General features: G+C 62.0%; 15 protein-coding genes. 9 read left to right on the top strand and 6 right to left on the bottom strand.

The annotated features are described in order from the left end of the window. Nucleotides 1–145: 145 nt before the first annotated feature. The gene (locus J3P94_RS05435; protein ID WP_305498881.1) at nucleotides 146–379 is read left to right on the top strand and encodes a hypothetical protein; all 234 of its coding nucleotides are present in this window, start codon (nucleotides 146–148) and stop codon (nucleotides 377–379) included. Between the two features lie 734 nt (nucleotides 380–1113). After that, the gene (mqo, locus tag J3P94_RS05430; RefSeq protein ID WP_434571879.1) at nucleotides 1114–2622 is read left to right on the top strand and encodes a malate dehydrogenase (quinone); all 1509 of its coding nucleotides are present in this window, start codon (nucleotides 1114–1116) and stop codon (nucleotides 2620–2622) included. Nucleotides 2623–2735: 113 nt separating this feature from the next. Here the strand turns inward: mqo and J3P94_RS05425 are convergent, their stop codons facing one another. Beyond that, entirely contained in the window at nucleotides 2736–3023 is a 288-nt protein-coding gene (locus J3P94_RS05425) for a PA4642 family protein (RefSeq protein ID WP_434571877.1), read from the bottom strand. 61 nt (nucleotides 3024–3084) lie between these two features. Next, nucleotides 3085–3570 carry a hypothetical protein gene (locus J3P94_RS05420; protein ID WP_434571875.1) on the bottom strand — a complete coding sequence of 162 codons (486 nt, stop codon included), beginning with the start codon at nucleotides 3568–3570 and terminating at the stop codon, nucleotides 3085–3087. 295 nt (nucleotides 3571–3865) lie between these two features. Between J3P94_RS05420 and dauA the strand changes: the two genes are divergently transcribed. Next, nucleotides 3866–5605, top strand: a complete 1740-nt coding sequence (gene dauA, locus J3P94_RS05415; RefSeq protein WP_434571873.1) for a C4-dicarboxylic acid transporter DauA — start codon at nucleotides 3866–3868, stop codon at nucleotides 5603–5605. Between the two features lie 136 nt (nucleotides 5606–5741). Here the strand turns inward: dauA and J3P94_RS05410 are convergent, their stop codons facing one another. Beyond that, nucleotides 5742–6215 carry a WbuC family cupin fold metalloprotein gene (locus tag J3P94_RS05410; protein WP_434571872.1) on the bottom strand — a complete coding sequence of 158 codons (474 nt, stop codon included), beginning with the start codon at nucleotides 6213–6215 and terminating at the stop codon, nucleotides 5742–5744. Nucleotides 6216–6219: 4 nt separating this feature from the next. Beyond that, a complete protein-coding gene (locus tag J3P94_RS05405) occupies nucleotides 6220–6777 on the bottom strand; it encodes a hypoxanthine-guanine phosphoribosyltransferase (RefSeq protein ID WP_434571871.1) in 558 nt (185 codons plus the stop codon). A 163-nt stretch (nucleotides 6778–6940) separates the two neighbouring features. On the opposite strand from J3P94_RS05405, the gene upp reads away from it, so the two are divergent. Continuing rightward, nucleotides 6941–7579 (top strand): uracil phosphoribosyltransferase, encoded by a 639-nt coding sequence (upp, locus tag J3P94_RS05400; RefSeq protein ID WP_434571869.1) that lies wholly within the window; start codon nucleotides 6941–6943, stop codon nucleotides 7577–7579. A gap of 2 nt (nucleotides 7580–7581) precedes the next feature. Next, nucleotides 7582–8856 carry a uracil-xanthine permease family protein gene (locus J3P94_RS05395; protein ID WP_434571867.1) on the top strand — a complete coding sequence of 425 codons (1275 nt, stop codon included), beginning with the start codon at nucleotides 7582–7584 and terminating at the stop codon, nucleotides 8854–8856. Between the two features lie 134 nt (nucleotides 8857–8990). Here J3P94_RS05395 and hemH read toward each other — a convergent pair whose 3' ends face one another. Both hemH and J3P94_RS05385 read right to left on the bottom strand, forming a co-directional pair. Beyond that, nucleotides 8991–10016, bottom strand: a complete 1026-nt coding sequence (hemH, locus tag J3P94_RS05390) for a ferrochelatase (RefSeq protein ID WP_434571865.1) — start codon at nucleotides 10014–10016, stop codon at nucleotides 8991–8993. Nucleotides 10017–10029: 13 nt separating this feature from the next. Next, nucleotides 10030–10929, bottom strand: a complete 900-nt coding sequence (locus J3P94_RS05385) for a TIGR01777 family oxidoreductase (protein ID WP_434571863.1) — start codon at nucleotides 10927–10929, stop codon at nucleotides 10030–10032. Nucleotides 10930–11125: 196 nt separating this feature from the next. On the opposite strand from J3P94_RS05385, the gene J3P94_RS05380 reads away from it, so the two are divergent. From J3P94_RS05380 to phrB, 4 genes are all read left to right on the top strand, one after another. After that, entirely contained in the window at nucleotides 11126–12112 is a 987-nt protein-coding gene (locus tag J3P94_RS05380; RefSeq protein WP_434571861.1) for an NAD(P)/FAD-dependent oxidoreductase, read from the top strand. A 172-nt stretch (nucleotides 12113–12284) separates the two neighbouring features. Further along, nucleotides 12285–13247 carry a YbgA family protein gene (locus J3P94_RS05375; RefSeq protein ID WP_434571859.1) on the top strand — a complete coding sequence of 321 codons (963 nt, stop codon included), beginning with the start codon at nucleotides 12285–12287 and terminating at the stop codon, nucleotides 13245–13247. Next, nucleotides 13247–14185: a MerR family transcriptional regulator gene (locus J3P94_RS05370; protein ID WP_434571857.1), complete on the top strand. Its 939-nt coding sequence runs from the start codon at nucleotides 13247–13249 to the stop codon at nucleotides 14183–14185. Before J3P94_RS05375 ends, J3P94_RS05370 begins: the two co-directional genes overlap by 1 nt. A gap of 12 nt (nucleotides 14186–14197) precedes the next feature. Further along, nucleotides 14198–15631, top strand: coding sequence for a deoxyribodipyrimidine photo-lyase (phrB, locus tag J3P94_RS05365; protein WP_434571855.1), 1434 nt, complete (start codon nucleotides 14198–14200; stop codon nucleotides 15629–15631). Nucleotides 15632–15722 lie beyond the last annotated feature (91 nt).

Here is a 15722-nt window from a genome sequence, read left to right as displayed (position 1 = left end):
AACTAGCGTCGCCGCATGAATACTGAAATGTCTGACAGGGGCCGCGGTGGCCGGTTCCTGTCACCGTGCTGTCATGGTCCTTACACCGGGGTGTCATGCCGGGCTGTCAGGCTGGCCTCAAGTTCCTCGGACACGGTATCTGACCATGCGTTTTCTCATCTCCCTGTTTACCCCGCGCCCGCATCACCGCTGCTTCGCCCTGCTCGACCGCAGCGGTCGTTGCCAGGCATTCAAGCAATGCAGCCTGCAGCCCATGGGCGATGGCTGGGTCGAAATCGAAGAGATCCGTCTCAATTGGCTGCATCAGCCGTTGCCCGCCAGCGCCCTGGTACAAGCGCCCCGCGCTCGTGCACGCAGCCGCCAGTTGTTGGCCGTCTGACCGCAAGGCTAATAAAAGTCATAAAACACGACCATTTCCGCGCGTTTCTTCGCTACAATCTCCCCCCGATTATAAGGACGTCTCCTGATCGGGCCCCGCAACGCCGCTGATGCGCTTGTATTGGCACCCCGCACCGCCCACAGAGAGCCGCCCACACAGATCGAGTGAAGCTGGCGCGCTTGCTGTTTCCCTGGCAAATCACTGCTTTTCGCGAATCTGCAGAGCTGTCATTACGCTCGGTCACTGAGCTGTCTGCCCGTTTTGCCTGTCATGTATTACATGAGGGGCATCCAGATCGGGCGCGGTGCCAGGCTGGGACAGCCCTTTTTGAGGTTCACGTCTTCAAAAGAGCGTGAAAAAACGGGTTTTCACAACTTCACAAGAGTGTGGCGAGCAAATGAAGAGTTTTGCGTCTGAACAAGCACCATTGGCGTCTGGAACAGCCCAACGAGACAGGACCGGATATCGCTCAAGAACCGGCGCCTGAAGCCTGTCCGCTACGGATTTGGTTGCACGAACGGATGTCTCGGCCATAAGTCGAATTGCCCGCCCGGCGCTTAAATGAGTTCATGGGACTCTTGAGGCCAGGCTGCATGCATCCGCAGTGTTGCGAAAAATTGCGAAGATTCGGACATGGCGATCCTGGCCATGGATACCTGGGGCGCAACTGACCTGCCCCGCTTCCTGGCCGCTATGCCGACAATTTGGTGCTGCAGATTTTGGAGACGCGTTAAATGGCGCATAACGAAGCAGTCGACGTAGTTCTGGTAGGGGCCGGCATCATGAGTGCCACCCTGGCCGTGCTGCTCAAGGAGCTCGACCCGGCGATTTCGCTGGAAGTCGTCGAGCTGATGGATTCGGGTGCCGCGGAGAGTTCCAATCCCTGGAACAACGCCGGTACCGGCCACGCCGGGCTGTGTGAGCTGAACTACACACCCCAGGCCGCCGATGGCAGTGTCGACATCAAGAAAGCCGTGCACATCAACACCCAGTTCGAGGTGTCGAAGCAGTTCTGGACGTACCTGACCAAAAAAGGCACGTTCGGCTCGTCGAAATCCTTCATCGCCCCGGTGCCGCACCTGAGCTTCGTGCAAGGCGAGAAAGGCGTTGAGTTCCTCAGGAAGCGCTTCGAACTGATGCGCCAGCACCATGCGTTCGCCGACATGGAATACACCGAAGACCGCGACCAGATGGCCGAGTGGATGCCGCTGATGATGCCAGGCCGCCCGGCAGACGAAGTCATCGCCGCGACCCGCGTCATGAACGGTACCGACGTCAACTTCGGCGCCCTGACCAACCAGTTGCTCAAGCACCTGGGCAGCGCGCCGGACACCCAGATCAAATATTGCAAGCGCGTCACCGGCCTTAAGCGCAAGGGCGATGGCTGGACCGTGAGCATCAAGGACGTCAATTCCGGCAGCACCCGTGAAGTCGACGCCAGGTTCGTTTTCCTCGGTGCCGGCGGCGCCGCGTTGCCGCTGCTGCAAGCTTCGGGCATTGAAGAGAGCAAGGGCTTCGGCGGTTTCCCGGTCAGCGGCCAGTGGCTGCGTTGCGACAACCCGGAAGTGGTCAAGCATCACCAGGCCAAGGTCTACAGCCAGGCCGCGGTGGGCTCGCCGCCGATGTCGGTGCCGCACCTCGATACCCGCGTGGTCGATGGCAAGAAATCCCTGCTGTTCGGGCCATACGCTGGCTTCACCACCAAGTTCCTCAAGCACGGCTCGCTGATGGACCTGCCGCTGTCGGTACGCGCCGGCAACATCGGCCCGATGCTGGCCGTGGCCCGGGACAACATGGACCTGACCAGATACCTGATCAGCGAAGTGATGCAGTCCATGGAGCAGCGCCTGGAATCCCTGCGGCGCTTCTACCCCGAGGCGAAAGCCGAGGACTGGCGCCTGGAAGTGGCTGGCCAGCGCGTGCAGATCATCAAGAAAGACCCGAAGAAAGGCGGCATCCTGCAATTCGGTACCGAATTGGTGGCGGCCAAGGACGGCACTCTCGCCGCCTTGCTCGGCGCTTCACCAGGCGCTTCGGTCACCGTGTCGATCATGCTCGAACTGATCGAGCGCTGCTTCCCGGAAAAAGCCAAGGGAGAGTGGGCCGCCAAGCTCGCGGAAATCTTCCCGGCCCGGGAAAAAGTGCTGGAAACCGATGCGGCGCTGTATCGCAAGGTTAACGCGCAGAACAACATCGCGCTGGAACTGGTTGAAGCAAGCAGCGAAACCCAAAGCTACGCTTGATCTCCCGGATGAAAAAACGCCCCGTTCTCCATGAGAGCGGGGCGTTTTTTTTTGCAGCTTTTCGTGGCGAGGGAGCTTGCTCCCGCTGGCCTGCGCAGCAGGCCCTGAATCAATCAGCCACGCGCCTTGTTGATCAACTCGATGTATTCCTCGGCATTACGCTGGTCCTGGATCAACGCAACGAAATCATTACCGTGCTCGTCCTTGCCGTTGAGGTCATGGCCGGCCTCGACAAAGAACGTCAGGAAACGCTCGAAATCGTCGACACGCAGCCCACGGTAGGCCTTGATCAGTTTGTGCAGCGACGGCGAAGTGGCATCGACGGGCTCGAAATTGAGGAACAGCTTGATCTGTTCGTCGCCAATCTCGTCACCAATCACTTGTTTCTTGTCTTTACGCATTGCCGGCTCCAGCTCGCACAGTTCACGGGGCGGGCAGTTTACCCCCGGCGGGCCTCGGGGCTCAACGCGGGCGTGCGGCGCCAGTGTGCAGGTCGGCCCAGATATGGCCGTTGGCGTAGCTGAGGAACTGCACGTAGACCGTGTTATTGCGCAACAGATCGATCACCACCCGGTACTGGGCCTGTGGATAAGACAGCGTCAGGGTCTTGCTCGCCTCATCGAATACCGGTTTCTTCAGGCTTTTGCTTTCGCCATCAAAATTGAGGATCACCTGGCTGATGGTGGCGCCCTTGTTCAGGGGCTTGCCCTTGAGCCGCACCATCAGCGGCGAAGTGACCGGGATCGGCTGCTGGTTGGATGGGCGCTGGTTGCCCAGCACCACCGAATACTCGGTGACTTGCAGCAACTGCTGCTGTTCGGGCTGTTCCTGACGCGCCACCAGGTCATCGGGGGGCAGGAACTGGCTGTGCATCGGCGCGGCCACTGCCAGCAATGGCAGGCCGCAGATCAGCAGCAGAGCGGCACAGCGACGGATCGATACACTCATGACAGGCTCCGGAAGGCATGGCCGGGCACGCTAGCACTCCTTGAAAAAATATGCGACCGGGTCAATACAGCAGGGCTTGCGGCGCGGCATACTCCGTGAGGCCATCGGTGTCGGCCCGCTGGCATATGCCGTTGTGGCGAGGGAGCTTGCTCCCGCTCGGCGGCGCAGCCGTCGTAAATCGGCTAGCGCACTCCGTCTGAAAGATTTCAATGGCCCATTTTGGGTCTGCTGCGCAGCCCAGCGGGAGCAAGCTCCCTCGCCACGGGTTTATTGTCCAGTCTATGCGAGGAGCATCATGGCCTTCTCCGCCCCACCGCTGTTCGCCGCCTGGCGCCAAGCCTGGCGTGCCGGTTACACCCTTGAGCGCCTGCGCGGCGACCTGGTAGCCGGGCTTACGGTCGGCATCATCGCTATCCCCCTGGCCATGGCCCTGGCAATCGCCGTTGGGGTGCCACCACAACACGGTCTTTACACCGTGCTGGTGGCCGCCCCCTTGATTGCCCTGACCGGCGGCTCGCGATTCAACGTGAGCGGGCCGACGGCCGCATTCGTTGTCATCCTGCTGCCCATCACCCAGCAATACGGCCTGGGCGGCCTGCTGCTGTGCACAATGCTTGCCGGCCTGATCCTGATTGCGCTGGGGCTGATGCGCGCCGGGCGCTTGATCCAGTTCATCCCGTATCCGGTGATCCTCGGTTTCACCGCCGGGATCGGCGTGGTGATTGCGACGCTGCAATTGAAGGACCTGTTGGGCCTGAGCACTGCGGGCCAGGCCACGCATTACATCGAACAGCTCGGCGAATTGATCGTGGCGCTGCCCGGCGCACGGCTTGGCGACGCTATTATCGGCGCGGCGTGTCTGGCCGTATTGATAATCTGGCCGCGCTGGGTGCCACGCGTCCCGGGCCATCTGGTGGCGCTGATGATCGGCGCGTTGCTGGGGCTGGCCATCGAGCGCGCCGGGCTGCCGGTCGCAACGCTGGGCGAACGCTTCAGCTACGTCGTCGACGGCATCGTCTACCCCGGCATCCCGCCTTTCCTGCCGCGCTTCGACTGGCCCTGGAACTTGCCGAATGGCCAGGGCGGTGCGTTGATACTTTCCTATGACCTGTTCCGCCAATTACTGGGCCCGGCCTTCGCCATCGCCATGCTCGGCGCCATCGAGTCATTGCTCTGCGCCGTGGTGGCGGATGGCATGACCGGGAGCAGGCACGACCCCAACGCCGAATTGATCGGCCAAGGCCTGGGCAACCTCGTGGCGCCGTTGTTCGGCGGCATCACCGCCACCGCCGCAATTGCCCGCAGCGCAACCAACGTGCGCAGCGGCGCGTCATCGCCCCTGGCGGCAATCATTCACAGCCTGGTGGTGCTGGTGGCGATTGTGTTGCTCGCGCCGCTGTTCAGTTATTTGCCGATGGCGGCACTGGCGGCGTTGCTGGTGATGGTCGCCTGGAACATGAGCGAGGCCGGGCATGTGCTGCATACCCTGCGCATCGCCCCGCGCAGCGACGTGCTGGTGCTGCTGACCTGCCTGGGCCTGACGGTACTGTTCGACATGGTCCTGGCCGTCGCCGTCGGCCTGTTGTTGGCCGCCGGGCTGTTCATCAAGCGCATGAGCGAACTGACCGACAGCGCTGAACTGCCACGCCATGCCCACCAGGCCTTGCTGGACATGCCCGAGCATGTTCGCTGCTACGCCATTCGGGGGCCGCTGTTCTTCGGTGCGGCGGAGAAGGCCCTGGATGTATTACGCCGCTTCGACCCGGGTGTCCGGGTGGTGGTCGTGGACATGAGCGCCGTGCCGATGCTGGACATGACGGCCCTGGCCGCGCTGGAAAATATCCTCAGGGACTATCGAAAGCAGGGCATCGGCCTGATCCTGGTCGCGACCGCACCGAGGGTGCGCCTGAAACTGCGCCGCGCCGGGGTCCATCGCGAGCAGCGGCAGTTGGCGTATGTGCAGACGCTGGAACAGGCGCGGAGCAAAAGTGAGCGCTGGCTGGCCGCGAGCGAAGCGCATTCAAGACTGGTTTGATTGTGTGGCGAGGGAGCTTGCTCCCGCTGGGCCGGCTGGCGCTCCAGTGCGCAGCAGGCCATCTTGCGGTTGCTGCGCAACCGAGCGGGAGCAAGCTCCCTCGCCACAAAAGCGTCCTTGCCACAGGGGATACCGATCAATCGAACTGAGCGCGCATCCAGGCCTGGTATTGCGCCACGCCGGGTTCACCTTCGCGGGGGGCCCAATGAGCCAGCTCGCCGTCGCCCACCGGCCGGTACGGGCCGGCCTTGCATTCGAACATCAGGCTGTCGGCTTCAAGCACGACCAGGCCGTGATATACCCCGGCCGGCAGGTCGATACCGAGGCAATCAGCACCGGCCTGGAGGATTCGCTTGTCGATCACCGTCCCGGTTTCATCGAAGATCAACACACCGAGCCGGCCCCTGAGCACCAGCAGGGTTTCCGCCTTGTCGGCGCTCAAATGGCGATGCGGCGGGATGTAGGTAGACGGCTGCAAGCCCACCGCCATGCGGTGGCACGGTTCGTCCATCTGGTGAAGGTTGTGGTGTTGCCGTCCACGGGGATTGGCCGCGGCTTTCTCGGCCAGTTCATCGAACAGGGCTTGGTCCAGGAACGTTGGCCGATCCATACGGTTACATCCCCTTGACGGCAAAAATACCATTGGCGTTACGCCAGTAGCCTTTGTAGTCCATGCCGTAGCCAAAGATGTAGCGATCGATGCACGGCAGCCCGACGAAGTCGGCCTTCAGGTCGGGACGGGCCTTGCGGTCGTGGTCCTTGTCGATCAGCACGGCGGTATGTACGGCACGGGCGCCAGCGTGTTTGCAGAAGTCGATGATCGCGCCCAGGGTGTGACCTTCATCGAGGATATCGTCGATGATCAGCACGTCGCGGTCGATGAACGAGACTTCCGGCTTGGCTTTCCAGAACAGGTCGCCGCCGCTGGTTTCGTTGCGATAGCGGGTGGCGTGCAGGTAGGAAGCTTCCAACGGGAAGTTCAGGCAGGTCAGCAGCTTGCCGGAGAAAATCAGCCCGCCATTCATCACGCAGAACACCACCGGGTTGCGGTCAGCCAACTGATCGTTGATTTGCGCACCGACACGGGCAATGGCCGCTTCGACTTCAGCTTCGGTGTACAGGCAGTCAGCCTCTCGCATGACTTGACGGATATGCTCGAGATCAGCGGACATGGCGCTCTCCAAGGGTGGCGTTTGCGGAAAAGCGGGCAAAGGTACGCATCCCGCCCGGCCAGATCAAGCGTTTGTGGACTAACGTTCTGTATTGTCTATAGGACAACACCCTCGGATAGATTAATCTAGGCCGGTTTTTTTGCCCGCCGCCGGAGCCTTCCCCATGCCCATCCTCGAGATCCGCCACCCGCTGATCAGACATAAACTCGGCCTGATGCGCCGCGCCGACATCAGCACGAAGAACTTCCGCGAGCTCGCCCAGGAAGTCGGTGCCCTGCTCACCTACGAAGCCACCAAGGACCTGCCGCTGGAATCCTACGAGATCGCCGGTTGGGCGGGCACGGTGCAGGTGGAAAAAATCGCCGGCAAGAAGATTACCGTGGTGCCGATCCTGCGTGCCGGTATCGGCATGCTCGAAGGCGTCCTGAGCCTGATTCCGGGTGCCAAGGTCAGCGCCGTCGGCGTGGCCCGCAACGAGGAAACCCTGCAGGCCCATACCTACCTGGAAAAACTGGTGCCGGAAATCGACGAGCGCCTGGCGATGATCATCGACCCGATGCTCGCCACCGGCAGCTCCATGGTTGCCACCATCGACCTGCTGAAAAAAGCCGGTTGCCGGGACATCCGCGCCATGGTCCTGGTCGCCGCGCCCGAAGGCATCCAGGCCGTGGAAGATGCCCACCCCGACGTGACCATCTACACCGCCTCCATTGACCAGAAACTCAACGAACACGGCTACATCATCCCGGGCCTGGGCGATGCCGGCGACAAGATCTTCGGCACCAAGCAGAAGGACGCCTGAGCATGCAGGACGAATTCAACGATCCGCTCTGGCGTCAGGTGCTGTCCGGCGCACAGATGCTGTTCGTCGCCTTCGGCGCGCTGGTGCTGATGCCGCTGATCACTGGCCTGGACCCGAACGTGGCGCTGTTCACGGCGGGCCTGGGGACGATCCTGTTCCAGATCGTTACCGGGCGTCAGGTGCCGGTATTCCTGGCGTCGAGTTTTGCTTTCATCACGCCGATCATTCTCGCCAAGGGCCAGTTCGGCCTGGCCGCGACCATGGGCGGCGTGATGGCGGCCGGTTTTGTCTATACGTTCCTGGGCCTGGCGGTGAAGATCAAGGGCACCGGCTTCATTGACCGGCTGTTGCCGCCAGTAGTAATCGGCCCGGTGATTATTTCCATCGGCCTGGCGATGGCGCCGATCGCTGCAAATATGGCGATGGGCAAGGCCGGCGACGGCACCGAGCTGATTCCTTATCAGACCGCGATGCTGATCTCGATGCCGGCGTTGCTCACTACCCTGATCGTCGCCGTGTTCGGCAAAGGCATCTTCCGCCTGGTGCCGATCATCTCCGGCGTATTAGTGGGTTTTGCCATGGCGTTTTTCTTCGGCGTCGTCGACACCGCGAAAATCGCCGCCGCCCCCTGGTTCGCCCTGCCGGCCTTCACCGCGCCGGAATTCAACTGGCAAGCGATCCTGTTCATCGTGCCGGTAGCCCTGGCGCCAGCGATCGAGCACATCGGCGGAGTGATCGCCGTGGGTAGCGTGACCGGTCGCGACTACCTGAAAAAACCCGGCCTGCACCGCACGCTGTTCGGTGACGGTATCGCCACCACCGCAGCCGGCCTGTTCGGCGGCCCGCCCAACACCACCTATGCCGAAGTGACTGGCGCGGTGATGCTGACCAAGAACTACAACCCGAAGATCATGACCTGGGCCTCGATCTTCGCGATCAGCCTGGCGTTCATCGGCAAGTTCGGCGCACTGCTGCAAAGCATCCCGGTGCCGGTGATGGGCGGGATCCTGTGCCTGTTGTTCGGTTCGATCGCGGCGGTGGGCATGAATACGCTGATCCGCCACAAGATCGACCTGGGCGAAGCACGCAACCTGGTGATCGTTTCGGTGACGCTGGTGTTCGGCATCGGCGGCGTACTGGTCGGCACCGGTACCGGCCCGGACGACTTCGGCCTCAAGGGCATCGCGCTGTGCGCCGTGGTGGCGATCGCGTTGAACCTGATCTTGCCGGGCAACGATGGCTGGAAGCAGAAGAAGGCGGATGAGCCGCTGATCTGAAGTACTTTGTTGTCAGTCAGAAAGCCATCGCGAGCAAGCTCGCTCCCACAAGGGGATCTGTTGTGAACACAAATTTTGTGACCACTCGAGATCCACTGTGGGAGCGAGCTTGCTCGCGATGAGGCCCTTGAACCTCACAAAGCAATCGGCGCCCGCTCGCAAAGGGTGCTCAACACCTTCGCCCACTGCGGATCGTCATTGAGACACGGCACCAGTACCAACTCCTCCCCTCCCGCTTCGCGAAACTGCTCGCGCCCGCGGTCGCCGATTTCTTCCAGCGTCTCGATGCAATCGGCAACGAATGCCGGGCACATCACCAGTACTTTCTTCACGCCGCTTTTGGCCAGTTCGTCCAGGCGCGCCTCGGTATAAGGTTCGATCCACTTGGCCCGTCCCAGTCGCGACTGAAACGACACCGACCATTTGCCATCCGCTAGCCCCATCTGCCGGGCGAACAGCTCGGCGGTACGAATACACTGGGCGCGGTAACACGTGGCCATGACTTCCGGCGGCGCGTTCCGGCAGCAATCGGCGTCCTTGAAGCAGTGATAGCCCGTAGGGTCGAGCTTGGTCAGGTGCCGTTCCGGCAGGCCATGGAAACTCAGCAACAGATGATCGTAATCCTGCATCAGGTACGGCTTGGCGCTGGCAACCAGGGCATCGATATATTCCGGCTGGTCATAGAAGGGCTGGAGAATCGAGAACTGCACCTTGAGCTTTTTCTCGCGCACTACCCGCTTGGCTTCTTCGATGACCGTGGTCACGGTGCTGTCGGCGAACTGCGGATACAGCGGCGCCAGGGTGATTTTGGTGTGTCCCTGGCTTGCCAGGCGCACCAGGGTCGATTCGATCGATGGCTCGCCATAACGCATTGCCAGCTCCACCGGGCCCTGGGTCCATTGCGCTTTCATGGCCTGTTGCAGGCGGCGACTGAGGACCACCAGCGGCGAGCCCTCCTCCCACCAGATCGAGGCATAGGCGTGGGCCGATTGCTCGGGGCGCTTGACCAGGATCAGCGACACCAGTAGCCGCCGCACCGGCCATGGCAGGTCGATGACGTAGGGGTCCATCAGAAATTGGTTGAGGTAGCGGCGTACATCGGCCACCGAGGTGGAGGCAGGCGAACCCAGATTCACCAGAAGCAACGCGTGATCGGTCATGCAACGTCCTATTTCAAAGGCGACCCGACAAATCTTCCAGGGCCGCAGACAACTCAGTGAACCGGAATGAAAACCCCGCCGCCTGCAATCGGGCGGGCGTGGCGCGCTGGCCTCCCAGCAACAGCAATGACAATTCCCCCAATGCGATTTTCAACGCAAGCTCCGGCATCGGCACCACGGCCGGGCGATGCAGTACGTGCCCCAGGGCCTTGGCGAAATCGCGGTTGCGCACCGGGTTCGGTGCGCAGGCATTATAAGGACCGCTGGCATCGCTGCGGTGCAGAAGAAAATCAATCAGGGCGATTTGATCGTCGATATGAATCCAGGGCATCCACTGCCGCCCGCTGCCGATACGCCCGCCCATTGCCAGTTTGAACGGCAGCAACAGCCGCGACAAAAAGCCGCCCTCTGCAGACAGGACCAGGCCGGTGCGAACCAGCACCACACGTATGCCCAGGGCTTCTGCACGTTGCGCGGTTTCTTCCCAGGCGATGCACAACTGGCTGGCGAAGTCTTCGCTGACCGGCCCGGATTCTTCGGTCAACTCCCGCTCGCCGCCGTCGCCATACCAGCCCACCGCAGAGCCGGAAATCAGCACCCGCGGTTTCTGTTCGCAACGCTCCAGCCAGGCCAGCAGAACCTCGGTCAGCGTGACGCGGCTGCTCCACAGCAGCATCTTGCGTTTATGGCTCCAGGGCCTGTCGCCGATAGGCGCGCCGGCAAGGTTGACGACCGCGTCCACCGGCTCGCCAAGCTCATCGAGGCTGGCGATACCGCGCACCTGCGCGCCACAGATTTTCGCCACCTGTTCGGGCCGACGACTCCAGACCGTCAGGCGATGTCCCTGCTCCAGCCAGTGCCGGCAGAGTTGACGTCCGATCAAACCAGTACCGCCGGTCAGCAATATGTGCATGAGATGTTCCTCGGCTCGCGTTTTACCTGGCCCATTAGTCTATTTTTATAAGTAGGCATTTTTCATATCGGACAGGGTCTGTACCTAACAATAGGACAACCCGCCAAAACGCGAACGGTAAAACTTATACCAAAAACCAGAATTGTACAGGATTAAACGACGGCGTAGTCTGTACAGAAAGGTAAACGAGGCCCTCATGACTGTACCCATCGCAATCATCGGCACCGGCATCGCCGGACTTTCAGCCGCCCAGGCCCTGACGGAGGCCGGGCATGTCGTTCAACTCTTCGATAAAAGCCATGGCAGCGGCGGCCGCATGTCCAGCAAGCGCAGCGACGCCGGCGCGCTGGACATGGGCGCACAATATTTCACCGCCCGGGATCGGCGCTTCGTCACGGAAGTCCAGCGCTGGCAAGCCAACGGCTGGGCGGCGGAATGGAACCCGCAGCTCTATCACTTCCAGGACGGGCAGATGAGCCCCTCGCCGGACGAGCAGACCCGCTGGGTCGGTACCCCGCGCATGAGCGCGATTACCCGCGCCCTGCTCGGCGAGCTGCAGGTGCAGTTTTCCTGCCGCATCACCGAGGTCTTTCGTGGCCAGGAACACTGGCACCTGCAGGACGCCGAAGGGTTTACCCACGGCCCGTTCGGCCAGGTCGTGATTGCCACGCCCGCGCCCCAGGCCACGGCGTTGCTCGCCGCCGTGCCGAAACTGGCCGGCGTCGCCGCCGGGGTGAAAATGGACCCCACCTGGGCAGTGGCGCTGGCCTTTGAACAACCCCTGGATACGCCCATGGAGGGCTGCTTCGTCCAGGACAGCCCCCTCGACTGGCTGGCCCGCAACCGCAGTAAACCAGGGCGCGACGCCAAGCTCGACACCTGGGTGCTGCATGCAACCAGCGACTGGAGCCGCCAGCACATCGACATGCCCAAGGAAGCGGTGATCGAGCATTTGCACGGCGCCTTCGCAGAACTGCTGCACAGCGCGATGCCCGCGCCGAGCTTCAGCGTGGCCCATCGCTGGCTGTATGCCCGTCCCGCCGGCAGCCACGAATGGGGCGCCCTGGCCGATGCCGACCTGGGCTTGTATGTGTGCGGAGACTGGTGCCTGTCCGGCCGGGTCGAAGGAGCATGGCTCAGTGGCCAGGATGCCGCCCGTCGCTTGCACGCCAGCCTTCAGTGAGCGCATTCCCCAAGCCATCCGCTGCTGTCGTGAGAGGCAGCAGCCGGCGGCCAGGTCACGACGCCGCCCTTCGGCCTGGAACAATCGGTTGACTTGTTCGCGTACCGACCTATGATGAAAATATTGTACAAACAATAGTACATGTACAAGATTTACCCAGCAGAGGTCGCCCATGCCCAACGAAGCTATCGCCAAACCGAAAATTGCCATCAGCGCCTGCCTGATGGGCGCTGAAGTGCGCTTCAATGGTGGTCACAAGCAATCGCCGTTGTGCAGCCGCACGCTGGTCGAATACTTCGATTTCGTGCCGGTGTGTCCGGAAGTCGCCATTGGCCTGGGCGTCCCGCGCGAGCCGATCCGGCTGGTTGGCAACCCCGCGCGCCCCGACGCGGTCGGCACGGTGAAGCGAGACCTCGACGTGACCCAGCCATTGGCCGATTACGGTCAACAAATGGCCGCTGAGCTGGATGACATCTGCGGCTATATCTTCATGCAGAAGTCGCCGTCCTGCGGGCTGGAGCGGGTCAAGGTCTACGACCACAACGGCGTCCCGCAGGACGGCGGTGGACGTGGTGTCTACGCCCAGGCCTTTTGCGAGCGCCACCCCGACTTGCCGGTGGAAGAAGACGGCCGCCTCAACGATCCGGTACTGCGCGAGAACTTTCTGACCCGTGTATTCGCCTATGCCGCCTGGCAACCGCTGCGCCGCCGCGGGCTGACCCGACGCGACCTGATTGAATTTCACTCACGCTACAAGTACCTGTTGATGGCCCACAACCCTGAGCAATACAAGGCGTTGGGCAACATGTTGGGCAACATGGGCAAGGCCGATCCGGACGAACTGGGCCAGCGTTATTTCAGCGCGCTGATGGCGGCCTTGAAGAAATGCGCCACCCGACGCACGCACACCAACGTCCTGCAGCACCTGAGCGGTTACCTCAAGCGTGCCATCGATGCCGATGACAAGCAGGAGGTGCAGCACCTGATCGGGCAATACCGTCTTGGTATCGTGCCACTGGTGGTGCCGCTCACATTGCTCAAGCATCATCTGCGTCAGCACCCCGACCCCTATCTCGCCCAACAGGTGTACCTGCAACCGCACCCAGAGAACCTCAGCTTGCGAAACGCCATTTGATGAAGAACGAACTCGACTCCAGCGCCAGCGAAGACCTGGGCGCCGATTTCGCCAAGGCCCTCGCGCAGGGCTGGCTGCCGATCCGCGAAGTCGCCCGGCAAACCGGCGTCAATGCCGTCACGCTGCGAGCCTGGGAGCGGCGCTACGGGTTGATCGTGCCGCACCGTACGCCCAAGGGCCATCGCTTGTTCAACCGCGAACATGTGCAGCGGATCCTGAGCATCCTCACCTGGATCGATCGTGGCGTGGCAGTGAGCAAGATAAAACCGTTGCTCGACACACCGCAGCCGTCAGGCGAACCGTTGGAAGACGACTGGCAACGTCAGCGCCATGCCCTGATGCTGGCGGTGACGCAACTGGCCGAGCGTCAGGTCGATGAGTCGGTAAACCAGGCCATGGCGCTGTATCCGCCTTGGACTGTTTGTGAACAGTTGCTCCTGCCCTTGCTGGGCGAGTTGCAATTGCGCTGGCAGAGCCAGTTCGGCGCGCAGCTGGAAAAGGTCTTCCTGTACTCCTGGCTGCGCAGCAAATTCGGCAGCCGGATCTACCACAACAACCGCCAGTTGCGCGGCGCACCGCTGTTGATGATCAACCAGTCCGAGGTGCCGCAGGAGCCCCAGTTGTGGCTCACCGCCTGGCTGGCAAGCAGCGCCGACTGTCCCGTGGAGGTGTTCGACGGGCCGCTCCCGGCCGGTGAGCTGGCGTTGGCGGTCGAACGGCTCAAGGCCCGCGGCGTGCTGCTGTATTCGAGCCAGGCACTGAACCTGTCGCAATTGCCCAGGCTGCTGAGCGGGCTCGACTGCCCGATCATCATCGCCGGCCCCACCGCCTCGATTCACCAGGCCAAGCTGTCTGCAAGCGCGGCAATGAGCAACGTCAGCTGGGCCGAAGACCCGCTATCGGCTCATCGCGAACTGAGCCGCAGAGAACTCCTCTAGTTGGAAAAAACCATGCAATTGATCTGGCTGCGCAGCGACTTGCGCCTGCACGACAACACCGCCCTGGCGGCCGCCGCTGCCCGGGGGCCCTGCGTAGCGGTCTACCTGCCGAGCCCGAAGCAATGGGCGGCCCATGACGATGCACCCTGCAAGATCGATTTCTGGTTGCGCAACCTCGCGACATTGAGCACGGCCCTGGCGGAACTGAACATCCCATTGCTGATCCGCAACACGGAGTATTGGAATCAGGCCCCGCAAGTGCTGGTCACTTTATGTCGCGAGCTGGGCATCGGTGCCGTACACGTCAACGAGGAATACGGCCTGAATGAAACCCGGCGCGACGCCGACGTCGCCCGGGCGCTAAAGGATGAGGGCGTGGAATTTCGCAGCCATCTCGACCAGCTCCTGTTCAAGCCCGGCAGCGTCCTGACCAAGACCGGCAGTTATTTCAAGGTGTTCAGCCAATTTCGCAAGGTCTGCTATAGCCGTCTGCATTTTTCGTTACCGAGCCTGGTGCCCGCGCCTGTTCGGCAGGCACCTACGGCCATCGCCAGCGATCCGCTGCCGACGCAGGTTGAAGGATTCAACCCGCCGAATGCGGACCTGCGCGATCTCTGGCCCGCCGGCGAAAGCGAAGCCCGGCGCCGGCTCGAGTCGTTCGTCGAGCAACACATCGATTACTACCAGAGCGAACGGGATTTTCCGGCCAGACCCGGGACCAGCCAGTTGTCGGCCTATCTGGTGGCCGGCGTGGTTTCACCGCGCCAGTGCCTGCACGCCGCGCTGCAGGCCAATCAGGGCGAGTTCGAAAGCGGAAACGTCGGAACCGTGACCTGGATCAATGAACTGCTCTGGCGCGAGTTTTATAAACACGTTCTGGTGGGATTCCCCCGCGTATCGCGCCACTGCGCGTTCCGCCCGGAAACCGAGGCCCTGGCCTGGCGCAACGACCCCCAGGCACTGGCGGCGTGGAAAGAAGCCCGTACAGGCTTGCCGATCATTGACGCTGCCATGCGCCAATTGCTGGAGACCGGCTGGATGCATAACCGCCTACGGATGGTGGTGGCGATGTTCCTGACCAAGAACCTGTTGATCGATTGGCGTGAGGGCGAACGCTTTTTCATGCAGCACCTGATCGATGGTGACCTGGCGGCAAACAATGGCGGCTGGCAGTGGAGCGCCTCGACCGGCACCGACTCGGCGCCCTGGTTCCGGATTTTCAATCCGTTGAGCCAATCGGAAAAATTCGACCGCGAGGGGTTGTTCATCAAACGCTGGTTACCCGAACTGAACGATCTCGATAAGCCGGATGTCCATAGCCCGAATACCCGTGGCGATTTGTTTGGTGCGGTGGACTACCCCGCTCCGATCGTCGACCTCAGCCAGTCCAGGGCCCGCGCCCTGGCAGCGTTCAGAAACCTGCCGTCACGGCAGGACGCCGGTTGAGGATTTGTGCGGTGAACGAATAGGGGTCGGCCGATGCGGGCTGCCATTCTCAATAGTATGACGATATAGTCGTTAAAAAATGCGCATCGTC

The sequence above is a fragment of the Pseudomonas sp. Z3-8 genome, assembly GCF_051131975.1.
Taxonomy (GTDB): Bacteria; Pseudomonadota; Gammaproteobacteria; order Pseudomonadales; family Pseudomonadaceae; genus Aquipseudomonas.
Note: the sequence above shows the minus strand (reverse complement) of the source record. Positions and strands in the feature narration are given on the sequence as shown.